Here is a 14,449-nt window from a genome sequence, read left to right on the forward strand (position 1 = left end):
ACTCCCGCCGTGAAAAAGCCGACTATGTTAACGGAACAAGGCCCCACGCCCAAGGACTCTGACAAAAACTACTCCGTTTGGGCGGCCGGGTGAGCACGCAATCGACGGGTGGCGGGCACTTGTGAGTGTCGACTGGGTCACAGGTTGGCGAACCTGCGCTCAAGTCGTCGCGCGGCCCGCCGACAGCCTGCTGACAGGAGAACAACTATCATGCTTCCACCTATGCTGCCCGTCAGCGTCGTACCGGTTACGTCGCAACTCGACCCGGTCCGCCAGAAACCCGATATTCCGCCCGTGGTTCCTGTGCAAGCGGGCTCCAACGAAAGCACCATCGACCTGAAAAAGGGCGATGCCGAGCAGTCGACCCTGTTGTTGCGTGAAGAGCAACGCCGCCAGCAGGAACAGCAGAAACGCCGGCGCGAAGCCGATGAAGACCCGGATCAGCACTTGGCGATCCCGGGCGACCTGCTCAATGCCGACAACACCGTACCGGTCGTGCCGCTGATCGAAGATGCGCCGCGCCAGGGTTTGTGGGTGGACGTCGAGGTTTAACCGCGCAGTTCCTCCAGAGCCGCGATCAGCAATTCGATGTCACGCTCGTTGTTGAAGGGGCTGACGGAGATCCGCGCAATGCTGGTCAGGCCACGGGCCTGCATATCCAACGGGGTGTAGGCCACACCGTTGGCGCCGATATTGATCCGTTTCAATCCCAATTGTCGCTTGAGTTCGAAGGCGTCCCAGCCGGCGAGGTTGAAGGCGATCAAGCCTGATTGAAGCGTGCCCAGGTCATGCAGCGACACGCCGGGAATCCCACGCAATGCTTCGCGGATTCGCCTGCTGGTGTGCGTGATGCGTTCCCATACACGCTCGATCCCCAATTGATTCATCTCCTGCAGCGCATTGCCCAGGCCCGCCAACAGGGCAAAGGACGCCTCACTGGTTTCAAAGCGTCGGGCGTCGTTGCGCAGGTCGAAACCGTCGGCGCTCCAGGGGGCGGAAAACACGTCGCGCTGGGCGGGGTTCAAGTGCGGGAGGAAATCCGGTCGTACATACAGCAGCGCTGTCCCCCGTGGCCCGCGCAGGTGCTTGCGCCCGGCCGCCTTGAGCACGTCGCACTGCAACGCCTGCACATCCACCGGCACCTGGCCGACGGCCTGGCCGGCATCGATAAAGTAGGCAATGGCATGACGCCTGGCCACTTCACCGATGGCCTGGGCGGGGTTGATCAGGCCGCCGTTGGCGGGGAGCCAGGTGAGGTCGATGAGTTTTACGCTTGAATCGATCATTGCTTCCAACGCCACGGGGCACACCGCGCCGGTGGCATCGCAGGGGATGACGTCCACCCGCGCGCCGGCTTGCACCGCCAACTGCATGCTCGCCAGGTTGCCGCCCCATTCGTGGCGCCCTACCAGAATGCGGTCGCCCGGCTGCCACGGGCCCAAGGCCTGGAACGCCATGCTCCAGGCGGTCGAGCCGCTGCTGGCAAAGGCAATCGATGGGGTGGGCGCGTTGAGCAACTGCGCGGCCGCGCGGCGGGCTTTTTCTACCAGCAACGCGCCATGCTCGCCGGCTTCCATCGGGCCGTCGCGGGCTTCGCGTTGTAGTTGGTCAATGATGGCGTCAAGGGTCGCCTGGCTCGGCAAGGAGGCACCGGCAGAGTTGAAGTGCACGATGCCCGATTGGCAGCCGGGAGTGCCCTCGCGCAGATGTTGCACGTGCAGCGGGCTCACGGCTGCAACTCGAAAATCCCGTCAACCTCCACCGCCACGCCGGCCGGCAGACTTGAAACGCCCACTGCCGTGCGCACATGCCGGCCTTTTTCGCCGAGGGCATTCACCAGCAGGTTGGACGCACCATTGGCCACGGCGCCCTGGTGCTGGAAGTCGCTGCTGCTGGCGATAAACACTCCCAGGCGCAGGATGCGCACCAGGCGCGACAGGTCATCGCCCAGGGCATCGCTCAATTGCGCGAGTAAGCCCAGTGCAGCCAGTTCCGCTGCCTGGATACCTTCTTCCTCGCTGAGGGATTCGCCCAGGCGGCCCACGTAGGCAGGCTTGCCGTCTATCAGCGGGATTTGCCCAGAGATAAACAGCTGGTTCTGGCTGACCACATGGTTGATGTAGTTGGCAATCGGTTGGCTGGGTGATGGCAGCGTCAGGCCGAGGGCTTGCACGCGGTGGCGGAGGGAGTCGCTCATGGTGAATCCTCTTGGGTCAGGAGGTTTCAGCATGTGGGGCAGGGGGGAGTGTCGACAAACGGATAGATCTCATCCGACGTATCGAAATAACTCACGTGTCGCGGCAGATGTCCTTCAACCACTCGCTGAAACACCGCGCGGCGTCGCTGGCAGGGCCTTGCGCTGCAATCAACCAGTAGCCTATTTCACTGTGATAGGGCGGCCAATCGAAGGCTTCTACCAGGCTGCCATCATCCAGCCTGCGTTGGATCAAGCGATGACGGCCCATGGCAATGCCCTGGCCGGCCACCGCAGCTTCGACCACGATGTTGTAGTCGTGGAGCATGACGCGCGGATGGTGCTTGAGGTCGACTTGATAATGCCCAGACCAGTCCGTCCACTCAAAAGGCCGGTGCGAAGTGGCCATCAACAGCGCACCGTTGTGCACTTGGCTGGCCTTGAATGCCGGGCTGCACACCGGAGAGATCACCTCCGGCATCAGTCGTGTGGCCTGTACGTCGGGCCAGTCGCCCTTGCCGTAGCGAATGGCCAGGTCGACTTCGGCCGCCGCGACGTTCGCCAGTTGAATCGCCGGCAGCAATTCCACCTGGATATGCGGATAGCGATTGAGAAAACCGGCCAGGCGCGGCGCCAACCACAAGGTGGCGAACGACGCCAGCAGGCCGACACGTAACACCGTGGCGCCGGGCACCACCCGTTGGGCGCGGGTCGCGACGGCAATGGCGTTCAGGGCGGGACGGATTTCGGCGTAGTACTGCTGGCCGTCTGCAGTCAGATCGATCGCGCGGGTGCGTCGGATAAACAGCGATTTACCCAGGTGCTGTTCGAGTTTTTGTACCTGATGGCTCAGGGCACTCTGGGTTACCGACAACTCCTGCGCGGCCTTGATAAAGCTCAAGTGCCGGGCCACGGCTTCAAAGGCGCGCAGGGCCAGCAGCGGCGGAAGATCCTTATGCAGTGCCACCTGGATGGGCCTCCTTGAGTGGTTGGAAAGTGCCGATTTTGGGCGTCGCTCGGCCTTTTGTCGCCGGTTGATTTGCCGTCGGGCGCAGGAGTCCGCATTATTGAGCCTTACTCGCCACGACGTAAGCCAAGCCATGAGTGATGACGACAAGCTGATCGACCTGAACGCCGAGCGCGCCAAGCGCGTGCATGACCTGAATGACAAGCGCCTGAATGAAGTGCGCCAGGCGTTCGAACAGGCGATGCCTTTAGGCAAAGCCAAGAAAAAATCAAAGAACAAACCCAAAAAGCGTTAAAACGGCCTGCATCTATTGATGCAGGTCAGTTACTGCCCTTCTTTACGCCCCGTCGCGGGCGACATTGATCCCCGTCAATTTTCCAATCCGCCTTCTCCATTAACTTAGCCCTATCGCAACAAGGCAAGTGCAGGAGGCCGGTCATGTTTATCGATAATGTGGTATTCGCCGGAGTGCTGACTGTAAGCCTCATGGTGCTGTTTTTTGTAGGGTTTGGATTTTTTATCTGGAAAGACGCGAACAAGCGTAAAAAACCTTAGGTCTTTCCGGGTTACATGAGCACGCAAGGCATTTTGGGCGACTTCGGTCGCCCTTTTTTTTGGGTGTTCAATTCTGGTCCATAAAAAAAGGTGCGGTCCTCACAGAGGCCGCACCTTTTTTGTCAGCGCCTGGCGATCAGTTGCCCAGTGCCTTGGAGGCCAGCCAGAACAAGCCGGCCGAGAGGCCCACGGTCGCAGGCAGGGTCAACACCCAAGCCATCAGGATGGTCTTGACCGTGCCACCTTGCAGGCCGCTCTTGTTGGCGACCATGGTGCCCGCTACGCCGGAAGACAGGACGTGGGTGGTGGAGACCGGCAGGGCGAAGATATTGGCGAAGCCAATCATGGTGGCGGTGGTGATCTGTGCCGACATGCCCTGGGCATAGGTCATGCCCTGCTTGCCGATCTTCTCGCCGATCGTCAGTACCACACGCTTCCAGCCCACCATGGTGCCCAGGCCCAGGGCCAGTGCGACCGCGAGGATCACCCAGAATGGCGCGTACTCGGTGGTGGCGGTGAGGTCCTTGCGCAGTTTGTCGAGGTCGGACTTCTCACGCGCTTCCAGGCCCGGCAACTTGCCGACTTTTTTCGCGGTGTCGTCCAGGCACAGCAGGTAGCGGCGCACTTCGATGCGGTGATCGGCACTCAGGGAATGGTAATCGGAGACGCCTTTCAAGGTATCCAGCAAGGCATTGATGGTGGGTTCGGTCTGCTGCGGGTTGCAGCGGAACTTGCCCGGCAGGTCGTCTTTCACGCTTTTGCCCAGGGCCAGGAACTCACCCAGGGTCTCGTGGTTGCGCTGGTAGAACTGGTTAAGGTGCAGCGTGGCGTCGCGAGTACGCTCGATCTGGTAGGTGGTGCTGCCCAGGTCGAGTACGAACTGCGCCGGCACGATACCGATCAGCACCAGCATGATCAGGCCGATGCCTTTCTGGCCATCGTTGGAGCCGTGCACGAAACTCACGGCCATGGCCGAAATCACCAGGACCAGGCGGTTCCAGAACGGCGGGTGCTTCTTGTCGTCGAGCTTGCGGCGCTGGTCCGGGGTCTTGTGCATCTTCGACAGCGGGCGCCACCATTTCAGGCCGATCAGCACCAGGGCTGCGACCAGGAAGCCGGCCATCGGCGAGAACACCAGGGACGCGCCGATATCGACGGCCTTCTGCCAGTTCACACCGTCAGCCAGGGGGATGTCGTTGATCAGGGCATTGGCCAGGCCGACACCGAGGATCGAACCGATCAGGGTGTGGGAGCTGGAGGCGGGGATACCGAAGTACCAGGTGCCCAGGTTCCAGGTGATCGCCGCGGCTAACAACGAGAAGACCATCGCCAAGCCATGGCCGGTGTTCACATTGATCAGCAACTCCACGGGCAGCAGGTGCACGATGGCGTAGGCGACACCGACACCACCGAGCAACACGCCGAGGAAGTTGAACACCCCGGAGAAGAACACGGCCAGATGCGGCGGCATGGCTTTGGTATAGATGACTGTGGCCACCGCGTTAGCGGTGTCATGAAAGCCATTGATGAACTCGAAGGCGAGGACAAAGGCCAGGGCGAGCAACAGGCTCACGAGAACCCAAGCATCCAGTCCGCTGAATAAATCGATCATGAAGGTTTTCTGACCCGGTCGTAAGGGGGCGCGATTATGCCAGAAAACCTCGGTAATCGATGCACTAGCTGCTCATCGGTATCAATCTTCATCGAATCGCCAGGGGCAAAAGCTGGCGATCCCAGGGTTTTCGGGGCTTTGGCAAGTCTTTGATTTATAAAGCGCAGGGCTGAAAGGACAGGGTTTTGTCACCAAATCGTCATGCCTGAAACATTTGTATGAAATTTTACAGGCGATGGTGGGATTCAGGTCGGCTGGAGGATGGCTAAATGGCATCGCTGCAGGCAGGGCCCTGGACTCGATCCGAAGCGCTTATGGCTCTTCGGCCTTGAGTTCCTGTTCAATCTTTTGGATTTCCTGGGCAAATGCCTGGTCGAGCAGGCTGGCTCGCTTGCGCCATGGTTTGCGTTCAGGTTCAGGCTGGGCGGCGTAGGTGGTGACTTCCCCGCCGTAAACGTCCTTGTAACGTTGCTCCTGGCGCTCAAGTTCCGCGCGCAGTTCATCTTTCGTCACGTTGTTACCTAATTGAGTTGGGTGTAAGTACATTGCAGTGTTTGGCCTGAATGTCGCCCTCGGGTTGTTCCAACTTGAACCCACGAAGTGTTCAAGTTTGAATGAAAACGGGAGGCCACTGTTGGGCGGTCATTCCAGGCAGGTAGTTGCGATCGTCCATGCACGGCCTGTGCATGGTTTGGCGAGTTCCAGCTTCAATATGAAACCGGGCTCTCCTCCGCACAGGATGCATTATAGCGGCGCATTTGAATAACACTATCGGCATAAAGTTAAAAACCGTCAACTTTGTGTGAGTGTTTTGTTACGTCGACGCGTCAGTATTTGCTGAAATTCTGGCGTCATAAACTCAACAAGGAAACAAGCTATTAAATTAACGGCTTAACATCGCCGGGGACGTGGTTGATAGATCGCCCTCAGCGCTAAATTGCGATAATCGCATGGTTGTCCGATAATCGCCCAATGTTGCCGGGCCTGCCTTGTGCATCACGGCCGGCCCGGCTTGTAATAGCAGCCCAATCCCCTGCGGTTGACAATAAGAGAAAGGAACCTGGCATGAACGATCAATTGCGCAACTCTTTCGCGTCAGTGGCGCCGCCGATCGTTGCCTCGCCGGCCAAGCGTATCCAGGCGTTTACCGGTGACCCCGACTTCATGACCTCCCTGGCCCGCGGCCTGGCGGTGGTGCAGGCGTTCCAGGAGCGCAAGCGCCACCTGACCATCGCCCAGATCAGCCACCGCACCGAGATCCCCCGCGCCGCCGTACGCCGTTGCCTGCATACCTTGATCAAGCTCGGCTACGCCACCACCGATGGGCGCACCTATTCATTGCTGCCCAAAGTCCTGACCCTGGGGCATGCCTACCTGTCCTCCACGCCTTTGGCGGTATCGGCCCAGCCTTACCTGGACCGCATGAGCGAACAACTGCACGAAGCCTGCAACATGGCCACCCTTGAAGGCGATGACATCCTCTACATTGCCCGTTCGGCCACCACCCAGCGCCTGATTTCGGTGGACCTGTCGGTGGGCGGACGGTTGCCGGCCTATTGCACCTCCATGGGCCGTATCCTGCTCGCGGCATTGGATGATGCCTCGCTGCAGGACTACCTCGACCATGCCGACCTGCAAACCAAGACCAGCCGCACCCTGACCACCCCTGAAGCCTTGTTCGAATGCCTGCAACAAGTGCGTCAGCAGGGCTGGTGCATTGTCGACCAGGAACTGGAACAGGGTCTGCGCTCCATCGCCGTGCCGGTGTATGACGCGTCCGGCCAGGTGCTGGCGGCGCTCAATGTCAGTACTCACGCTGGACGGGTCAGCCGCAGCGAACTGGAGCAGCGTTTCCTGCCGAGCATGCTCAGTGCCAGCCGTGAGTTGAGTGCGCAGTTGTTTGCCTAAGGTGTTCGGTGACCGCACAGATCCCCGCTTGATCAATTGACGATGTTTCCCCCGGCTTATTACTGTGCGGCAGCGCTCTTGAGGGCGCACCAATAATAATGACGGCCCCAGGCCGTTGGCCCGCCATCGGTGTGGAATAAGAATAATGAATCAACCTTCTGTCGGCACGACCCTGGACGTCCAGTCCTTCATCAACACCCAGCCACTGTCCCGTTACCAGTGGCGCGTGGTGATCCTGTGTTTCCTCATCGTTTTCCTCGATGGCCTCGACACCGCCGCCATGGGCTTTATCGCGCCCGCGCTGTCCCAGGACTGGGGCATTGACCGCGCCAGCCTTGGCCCGGTGATGAGCGCTGCGTTGATCGGCATGGTGTTCGGCGCCCTGGGTTCCGGACCGCTGGCTGACCGTTTCGGGCGCAAGGTTGTACTGGTGGGCGCGGTGCTGGTGTTTGGCGCCTTCAGCCTGGCCTCGGCCTACAGCAGCAACGTGGATCAATTGCTGGTGCTGCGTTTTCTCACCGGGCTGGGCCTGGGGGCCGGCATGCCGAACGCGACGACCCTGCTCTCCGAATACACCCCTGAACGCCACAAGTCGCTATTGGTGACCAGCATGTTCTGTGGTTTCAACCTGGGCATGGCCGGTGGCGGGTTTATCTCGGCCAAGCTGATCCCGGCGTTCGGCTGGCACGCCTTGTTGATGATCGGCGGCATCCTGCCGTTGATCCTGGTGGTGGTGCTGATGCTGTGGCTGCCGGAATCGGCGCGTTTCCTGGTGGTGCGTAATCGAGGTGTCGATAAGGTGCGCAAGACCCTGTCGCCCATCGAACCCTCTATTGTTGCCCAGGCCACCGCCTTCAGCGTGCCCGAACAAAAAACAGTCAAGGCGCGCAACGTGTTCGCGGTGATTTTCTCGGGCACCTACAGCGCCGGCACCTTGCTGCTGTGGCTCACGTACTTCATGGGCCTGGTGATCGTGTACCTGCTGACCAGTTGGCTGCCGACCCTGATGCGCGACAGCGGCGCCAGCATGGAGCAGGCCGCCTTCATCGGCGCGCTGTTCCAGTTTGGTGGCGTATTGAGCGCCGTCGGCGTGGGATGGGCGATGGACCGGTTCAACCCCCACAAGGTCATCGGCACCTTCTACCTGCTGGCCGGGGTGTTTGCCTACGCGGTGGGGCAAAGCCTGGGCAATATCACCCTATTGGCCACCTTGGTGCTGGTCGCCGGGATGTGCGTCAACGGTGCGCAATCGGCGATGCCATCCCTGGCCGCGCGCTTCTACCCGACCCAAGGCCGCGCCACCGGCGTGTCGTGGATGCTTGGCATCGGCCGTTTCGGCGCGATCCTCGGCGCGTGGATGGGTGCCACCTTGCTGGGCCTGGGCTGGAACTTCGAGCAGGTGCTCACCGCCCTGGTGATTCCGGCCGCTTTGGCCACGGCAGCCGTGGTGATCAAAGGCATGGTCAGCCATGCGGATGCGACCTGAGATCAATCGATAGCCTGCCAACAATCCGTTCGATAATCGAACGCTGAGTCGATTATCGGATTGTTTGGCCGATTTCCCCGGCTTAATCTTCAAGCACTTCGGCGCCACCTCAGCGCCTTTTCGATCCACATCGGGAGCCCAACCCCATGGCTGAAATTCTTGCGCTGCGCGACGCGGTGAAGCAATTCGTGAACGACGGCGACACTGTCGCACTGGAAGGCTTCACCCATCTGATCCCTACGGCAGCGGGTCATGAAATCATTCGTCAGGGCAAGAAAGACCTGACGCTGGTGCGTATGACGCCTGACCTGATCTACGACCAGTTGATTGGTGCCGGGTGCGCGCGCAAGTTGATTTTTTCCTGGGGCGGTAACCCGGGTGTAGGTTCCCTGCATCGCCTGCGTGACGCGGTCGAAAAGCAATGGCCGCAACCCTTGGAAATCGAAGAACACAGCCACGCCGACCTGGCCAATGCCTACGTCGCCGGCGCATCGGGCCTGCCGTTCGCGGTGCTGCGCGCCTACGCGGGTTCCGACTTGCCCAAGGTCAACCCGCTGATCAAGAGCGTGACGTGCCCGTTCACCGGTGAAGTGCTGGCAGCGGTGCCGTCGGTGCGTCCGGACGTCACCGTGATCCACGCGCAAAAGGCTGATCGCAAGGGCAACGTGCTGCTCTGGGGCATTCTTGGGGTGCAGAAGGAAGCGGCCCTGGCGGCCAAGCGCTGCATCGTCACCGTGGAAGAAATCGTCGATGACCTGAACGCGCCGATGAACAGTTGCGTACTGCCGACCTGGGCCCTGACTGCGGTGTGCCACGTACCCGGTGGTGCCCATCCGTCCTACGCCCACGGCTACAACGAGCGTGACAATCGCTTCTACCAGGCGTGGGACCCCATCGCCCGCGACCGTGGGACCTTTACTGCCTGGATGGATGAATACATCCACGGCACTGCCGATTTCAGTGAATTCCAGGCCAAGCTGACCACGCAGCAGGAGGCCAAGTAATGGCTTACTCGACCAATGAAATGATGACCGTCGCCGCCGCGCGCCGCCTCAAGAACGGCTCCGTGTGCTTTGTGGGCATCGGCCTGCCGTCCAAGGCCGCCAACCTGGCGCGCCTGACTTCGTCGCCGGATGTGGTGCTGATCTACGAGTCCGGGCCGATTGGCGCCAAGCCCAGCGTATTGCCACTGTCGATCGGTGATGGCGAGCTGGCGGAAACCGCCGACACCGTGGTGCCGACCGGCGAGATTTTTCGCTACTGGCTGCAGGGCGGGCGTATCGACGTGGGCTTCCTCGGTGCCGCGCAAGTCGACCGCTTCGGCAACATCAACACCACCGTGGTCGGTGATTATCACCAACCCAAGGTGCGCCTGCCGGGCGCCGGTGGCGCGCCGGAAATCGCCGGCTCGGCCAAGAGCGTGTTGATCATCCTCAAGCAGTCGTCCCGTTCGTTTGTCGACAAGCTGGACTTCATCACCTCGGTCGGCCACGGCGAAGGTGGGGATTCGCGCAAACGCCTGGGGCTGCCGGGTGCCGGTCCTGTCGGAATCATTACCGACCTGTGCATCATGGAACCGGAAGAGGGCACCCATGAATTCGTGGTCACCGCCCTCCATCCGGGCGTGACCCGCGAGCAAGTCGTAGCGGCCACCGGTTGGGCGATTCGATTTGCCGAGCAGGTCAGCACCACCGCCGAGCCGACCGAGGTCGAGTTGACCGCCCTGCGTGACCTCGAAGCACGCACGGCCGCCGCCCACGGCCAAGCACCGGGAGAAGCCTGATGCGCGAGGTGTTTATCTGCGATGCGATTCGCACCCCCATCGGCCGCTTTGGCGGTGGCCTGTCCAGCGTGCGCGCCGATGACCTGGCGGCCGTGCCGATCAAGGCGCTGATCGAGCGCAACCCTTCCGTGGACTGGTCGGCCGTTGACGAGGTGTTCCTCGGCTGCGCCAACCAGGCCGGTGAAGACAACCGCAACGTCGCCCGCATGGCGTTGCTGCTGGCCGGCCTGCCGGAAAGCATTCCCGGCGTCACCCTCAACCGTCTGTGCGCCTCGGGCATGGATGCGATCGGCACCGCGTTTCGCGCCATCGCCAGTGGCGAAATGGAGCTGGCGATTGCCGGTGGCGTCGAGTCGATGTCCCGTGCGCCGTTCGTGATGGGCAAGGCGGATGCGGCGTTTTCGCGCAACATGAAGCTGGAAGACACCACCATCGGCTGGCGTTTTATCAACCCGTTGATGAAGGCCCAGTACGGCGTGGACGCCATGCCGCAGACCGCCGATAACGTCGCCGACGACTACCAGGTCTCCCGCGCCGACCAGGACGCCTTTGCCCTGCGCAGCCAGCAACGCACCGCCGCCGCCCAGGCGGCCGGGTTCTTCGCCGAAGAAATCGTGCCGGTGCGGGTCGCCCATAAAAAAGGCGAAACCGTGGTGGAGCACGATGAGCACCCCAGGGACACCACCCTTGAAGCCCTGGCCAAACTCAAACCGGTCAACGGCCCGGACAAGACCGTCACCGCGGGCAATGCCTCGGGGGTGAACGACGGTGCGGCCGCACTGATCCTGGCGTCTGCCGAAGCGGTGAAAAAACACGGCCTGACTGCCCGCGCCCGGGTGCTGGGCATGGCCAGCGCCGGTGTTGCGCCACGGGTGATGGGCATCGGCCCTGTGCCGGCGGTACGCAAGCTGGTGGAACGCCTGGGCCTGGCCGTGACTGACTTCGATGTGATCGAACTCAACGAAGCCTTCGCCAGCCAAGGCCTGGCGGTGCTGCGTGAACTGGGCATCGCCGACGATGCACCCCAGGTCAACCCGAACGGTGGCGCCATCGCACTGGGCCACCCCTTGGGCATGAGCGGTGCACGGCTGGTATTGACGGCCCTGCATCAGTTGGAAAAAACCGGCGGCCGTAAAGGCCTGGCGACCATGTGCGTGGGCGTCGGCCAAGGCCTGGCCCTGGCGATCGAACGCATCTAATAAGAGAGGACAGCTCCATGAGTGACAAGCCCGGTTACCGGCGCCCGCAAGCGGGCACTCAACCTGATTACCTGCACCCGGCCTACCAGTCGACGAACCTGCGTTCGCCGTCCCAGCCGTTGGTGTTCCTGCCCCATTCCTTGTCGGAAATCACCGGCCCGACCATCGGCGCCGAGCGAGTCAGCGAGAAGGACAACGACCTCACCGCCCAACACGACGGCGAACCGTTGGGCGAACGCATCATCATTCATGGCCGCGTGCTGGATGAAAACGGCCTGCCGGTGCCGGGCATCCTCGTGGAGATCTGGCAGGCCAACGCCGCCGGTCGCTACAACCACAAGCGCGACCTGCACGATGCGCCGCTGGACCCGAACTTCACCGGCACCGGGCGCACCGTCACCGACGCCGATGGCTGGTACCAGTTCCAGACCATCAAGCCTGGGGCCTACCCATGGGGCAACCACCACAACGCGTGGCGTCCGGCGCATATCCATTTTTCGCTGTTCGGCCCGAGCGTGCTGACACGCCTGGTGACGCAGATGTATTTCCCTGGCGACCCGCTGCTGGAATACGACCCGATCTACAACTGTGTGCCGGATACCAGCGCCAAGGAACGCCTGATCGCCCGTTTCGACCTGGAAAAGACCATTCCTTCCTATGCCCTCGGCTACCGCTGGGACATCGTCCTGCGCGGCCGCGACGCCACGCCGATGGAGAAATGAGATGACACTCAACGCGACCACGTCCCACACCGTCGGGCCGTACTACCACATCGGCCTGACCTGGCTGAACCGCGAGGATTTGACCGTCGCCGCCACCCTCGGCGAGCGCGTGGCGATCAGCGGGCAAGTGGTGGACGGCAACGGTGATGTTGTCAACGACGCCATGCTCGAAGTCTGGCAGGCCAATGCCGCCGGCAAGTACGACCACCCTGAAGATGAGCAGGACAAGGCGCTCGACCCGAACTTCGAAGGCTTTGGCCGGGTGCCGGTGGATGCCGAAGGGCGCTTCCGCTTTACCACGATCAAGCCGGGCAGCGTGCCGGGCCTGCAAGGCACGACCCAGGCGCCGCACCTGGTGGTGCTGGTGTTTGCCCGTGGGCTGGTGAAGCACCTGCTGACGCGGATTTATTTCGAGGGCGAGGCGTTGAATGGGGATGACCCGTTGCTGGCCTGTGTGCCTGCCGAGCGGCGCGGCACGTTGATTGCCAAGCCGGACGCGGCGGGTGTGCATCAGTGGAATGTGATTTTGCAGGGCACAGATAAGGAGACGGTGTTCTTCGATTATTGAGTCGCTTGTCAGGGCCCCATCGGGGGCAAGCCCCCTCCCACATTTTGATGTGGGAGGGGGCCGGTTCAGGCACTGCCTACGCAAAAGTCTGCTTGCGGAACATGGTTGTTGCAAAGTATGTCTAGGCTATAACCGTTCCCACTGAGTGAAAAACCATGACAACAACCACCAGTCACTACACCGGAGAAGAGCGCAGCAAACGGATCTTTGCGATTGTCGGTGCCTCCTCCGGCAACCTGGTCGAATGGTTCGACTTCTACGTCTATGCCTTCTGCGCCATCTACTTCGCCCCCGCGTTTTTCCCGTCGGATGACCCCACGGTCCAACTGCTCAACACCGCTGGCGTGTTCGCCGCCGGCTTCCTGATGCGCCCCATCGGCGGCTGGCTGTTCGGCCGGGTCGCCGACAAGCACGGGCGCAAGAATTCGATGATGATCTCGGTGCTGATGATGTGCGCCGGTTCCCTGGTCATCGCCTTTTTGCCCACCTACAAAGACATCGGCGCCTGGGCCCCGGCCCTGCTGCTGGTGGCGCGGCTGTTCCAGGGCCTGTCGGTGGGGGGCGAATATGGCACCACCGCCACCTACATGAGTGAAGTCGCACTCAAGGGCCAGCGTGGGTTTTTCGCCTCGTTCCAGTACGTGACCCTGATCGGTGGCCAACTGTTGGCGGTGCTGGTGGTGGTGATCCTGCAACAGATCCTCACTGAGGAAGAACTGCGGGCCTGGGGCTGGCGGATTCCGTTCGTGATCGGTGCGATTGCCGCGGTGATCTCCCTGCTGCTGCGCCGCACCCTCAAGGAAACCACCAGCAAGGAAACCCGCGCGGACAAGGACGCCGGCAGTATCGCCGCGCTGTTCCGTGACCATAAGGCGGCATTCATCACCGTGCTCGGCTACACCGCAGGCGGTTCGCTGATTTTCTACACCTTTACCACCTACATGCAGAAGTACCTGGTGAACACCGCCGGGATGCACGCCAAGACCGCCAGTTACATCATGACCGGCGCGCTGTTCCTGTACATGTGCATGCAGCCGCTGTTCGGCATGCTGGCCGACAAGATCGGCCGGCGTAACTCGATGCTGTGGTTCGGCGCGTTGGGCACACTGTGCACGGTGCCGATCCTGCTCAGCTTGAAAACCGTCAGCAGTCCGTTCCTGGCGTTTGTGCTGATCACCCTGGCCCTGGCGATTGTCAGCTTCTACACCTCGATCAGCGGCCTGGTGAAGGCGGAAATGTTCCCGCCACAAGTGCGCGCCCTGGGCGTGGGCCTGGCCTATGCGGTGGCCAACGCGATCTTCGGCGGCTCGGCGGAATACGTGGCCCTGGGCCTCAAATCCATGGGCATGGAAAACACCTTCTATTGGTATGTCACCGGCATGATGGCGGTGGCCTTCCTGTTCAGCTTGCGTTTGCCGAAACAGGCGGCGTACCTGCATCACGATTTGTAAGGGA

Annotated in this window: 16 protein-coding genes; 11 read left to right on the forward strand and 5 right to left on the reverse strand. The window is 61.5% G+C overall.

What is annotated here, in order from left to right; translation table 11 throughout:
* Positions 1-210: 210 nt before the first annotated feature.
* On the forward strand, positions 211-552 hold the full coding sequence (locus B9N88_RS08560) for a hypothetical protein (RefSeq protein ID WP_027604414.1): 342 nt from the start codon (positions 211-213) through the stop codon (positions 550-552).
* On the opposite strand, the gene B9N88_RS08565 is transcribed toward B9N88_RS08560, so the two are convergent.
* From B9N88_RS08565 to B9N88_RS08575, 3 genes are all read right to left on the reverse strand, one after another.
* Entirely contained in the window at positions 549-1,730 is a 1,182-nt protein-coding gene (locus tag B9N88_RS08565; RefSeq protein WP_027604413.1) for an aminotransferase class V-fold PLP-dependent enzyme, read from the reverse strand. The genes B9N88_RS08560 and B9N88_RS08565 overlap by 4 nt on opposite strands.
* A complete protein-coding gene (locus B9N88_RS08570) occupies positions 1,727-2,197 on the reverse strand; it encodes a RidA family protein (RefSeq protein WP_027604412.1) in 471 nt (156 codons plus the stop codon). The genes B9N88_RS08565 and B9N88_RS08570 overlap by 4 nt, the downstream gene beginning before the upstream one ends.
* Positions 2,198-2,288: 91 nt before the next feature.
* Complete coding sequence (locus tag B9N88_RS08575) at positions 2,289-3,161, reverse strand: LysR substrate-binding domain-containing protein (protein ID WP_027604411.1); 873 nt, start codon at positions 3,159-3,161, stop codon at positions 2,289-2,291.
* Positions 3,162-3,261: 100 nt separating this feature from the next.
* On the opposite strand from B9N88_RS08575, the gene B9N88_RS32320 reads away from it, so the two are divergent.
* Complete coding sequence (locus B9N88_RS32320; RefSeq protein ID WP_131697188.1) at positions 3,262-3,456, forward strand: hypothetical protein; 195 nt, start codon at positions 3,262-3,264, stop codon at positions 3,454-3,456.
* A gap of 143 nt (positions 3,457-3,599) precedes the next feature.
* Entirely contained in the window at positions 3,600-3,716 is a 117-nt protein-coding gene (gene ccoM / locus B9N88_RS33060; protein ID WP_017530457.1) for a cytochrome c oxidase subunit CcoM, read from the forward strand.
* Positions 3,717-3,852: 136 nt separating this feature from the next.
* On the opposite strand, the gene B9N88_RS08580 is transcribed toward ccoM, so the two are convergent.
* A complete protein-coding gene (locus B9N88_RS08580; RefSeq protein WP_027604410.1) occupies positions 3,853-5,328 on the reverse strand; it encodes an inorganic phosphate transporter in 1,476 nt (491 codons plus the stop codon).
* Between the two features lie 312 nt (positions 5,329-5,640).
* Positions 5,641-5,841 carry a hypothetical protein gene (locus tag B9N88_RS08585; protein WP_003172389.1) on the reverse strand — a complete coding sequence of 67 codons (201 nt, stop codon included), beginning with the start codon at positions 5,839-5,841 and terminating at the stop codon, positions 5,641-5,643.
* A gap of 552 nt (positions 5,842-6,393) precedes the next feature.
* Here B9N88_RS08585 and pcaR point away from each other — a divergent pair.
* From pcaR to B9N88_RS08625, 8 genes are all read left to right on the forward strand, one after another.
* Positions 6,394-7,236, forward strand: a complete 843-nt coding sequence (gene pcaR / locus B9N88_RS08590) for a pca regulon transcriptional regulator PcaR (RefSeq protein ID WP_025855315.1) — start codon at positions 6,394-6,396, stop codon at positions 7,234-7,236.
* Between the two features lie 145 nt (positions 7,237-7,381).
* Positions 7,382-8,722, forward strand: coding sequence for a 4-hydroxybenzoate transporter PcaK (locus B9N88_RS08595; RefSeq protein WP_027604409.1), 1,341 nt, complete (start codon positions 7,382-7,384; stop codon positions 8,720-8,722).
* 146 nt (positions 8,723-8,868) lie between these two features.
* Positions 8,869-9,726, forward strand: coding sequence for a CoA transferase subunit A (locus B9N88_RS08600; RefSeq protein ID WP_027604408.1), 858 nt, complete (start codon positions 8,869-8,871; stop codon positions 9,724-9,726).
* The gene (locus tag B9N88_RS08605; RefSeq protein ID WP_027604407.1) at positions 9,726-10,505 is read left to right on the forward strand and encodes a CoA-transferase subunit beta; all 780 of its coding nucleotides are present in this window, start codon (positions 9,726-9,728) and stop codon (positions 10,503-10,505) included. The genes B9N88_RS08600 and B9N88_RS08605 overlap by 1 nt, the downstream gene beginning before the upstream one ends.
* A complete protein-coding gene (pcaF, locus tag B9N88_RS08610; RefSeq protein WP_169898478.1) occupies positions 10,502-11,704 on the forward strand; it encodes a 3-oxoadipyl-CoA thiolase in 1,203 nt (400 codons plus the stop codon). The genes B9N88_RS08605 and pcaF overlap by 4 nt, the downstream gene beginning before the upstream one ends.
* 17 nt (positions 11,705-11,721) lie before the next feature.
* Positions 11,722-12,426 carry a protocatechuate 3,4-dioxygenase subunit beta gene (gene pcaH, locus B9N88_RS08615; protein ID WP_027604405.1) on the forward strand — a complete coding sequence of 235 codons (705 nt, stop codon included), beginning with the start codon at positions 11,722-11,724 and terminating at the stop codon, positions 12,424-12,426.
* A 1-nt stretch (position 12,427) separates the two neighbouring features.
* Positions 12,428-12,994, forward strand: coding sequence for a protocatechuate 3,4-dioxygenase subunit alpha (gene pcaG, locus B9N88_RS08620; RefSeq protein ID WP_027604404.1), 567 nt, complete (start codon positions 12,428-12,430; stop codon positions 12,992-12,994).
* Between the two features lie 155 nt (positions 12,995-13,149).
* Positions 13,150-14,445: an MFS family transporter gene (locus tag B9N88_RS08625; protein ID WP_027604403.1), complete on the forward strand. Its 1,296-nt coding sequence runs from the start codon at positions 13,150-13,152 to the stop codon at positions 14,443-14,445.
* The last annotated feature ends 4 nt before the right edge of the window (positions 14,446-14,449 follow it).

Origin of the sequence: Pseudomonas sp. LAMO17WK12:I1 (assembly GCF_900177315.1) — a bacterium.
Lineage (GTDB): Bacteria > Pseudomonadota > Gammaproteobacteria > Pseudomonadales > Pseudomonadaceae > Aquipseudomonas > Aquipseudomonas marginalis.

Coding starts and splice junctions, on each gene's coding strand:
- pcaR (WP_025855315.1), top strand. CDS start 6,394: ATGAACGATCAATTGCGCAACTCTTTCGCGTCAGTGGCGCCGCCGATC.
- pcaH (WP_027604405.1), top strand. CDS start 11,722: ATGAGTGACAAGCCCGGTTACCGGCGCCCGCAAGCGGGCACTCAACCT.
- B9N88_RS08595 (WP_027604409.1), top strand. CDS start 7,382: ATGAATCAACCTTCTGTCGGCACGACCCTGGACGTCCAGTCCTTCATC.
- B9N88_RS08625 (WP_027604403.1), top strand. CDS start 13,150: ATGACAACAACCACCAGTCACTACACCGGAGAAGAGCGCAGCAAACGG.
- B9N88_RS08600 (WP_027604408.1), top strand. CDS start 8,869: ATGGCTGAAATTCTTGCGCTGCGCGACGCGGTGAAGCAATTCGTGAAC.
- ccoM (WP_017530457.1), top strand. CDS start 3,600: ATGTTTATCGATAATGTGGTATTCGCCGGAGTGCTGACTGTAAGCCTC.
- B9N88_RS08560 (WP_027604414.1), top strand. CDS start 211: ATGCTTCCACCTATGCTGCCCGTCAGCGTCGTACCGGTTACGTCGCAA.
- pcaG (WP_027604404.1), top strand. CDS start 12,428: ATGACACTCAACGCGACCACGTCCCACACCGTCGGGCCGTACTACCAC.
- B9N88_RS08580 (WP_027604410.1), bottom strand. CDS start 5,328: ATGATCGATTTATTCAGCGGACTGGATGCTTGGGTTCTCGTGAGCCTG.
- B9N88_RS08570 (WP_027604412.1), bottom strand. CDS start 2,197: ATGAGCGACTCCCTCCGCCACCGCGTGCAAGCCCTCGGCCTGACGCTG.
- B9N88_RS08605 (WP_027604407.1), top strand. CDS start 9,726: ATGGCTTACTCGACCAATGAAATGATGACCGTCGCCGCCGCGCGCCGC.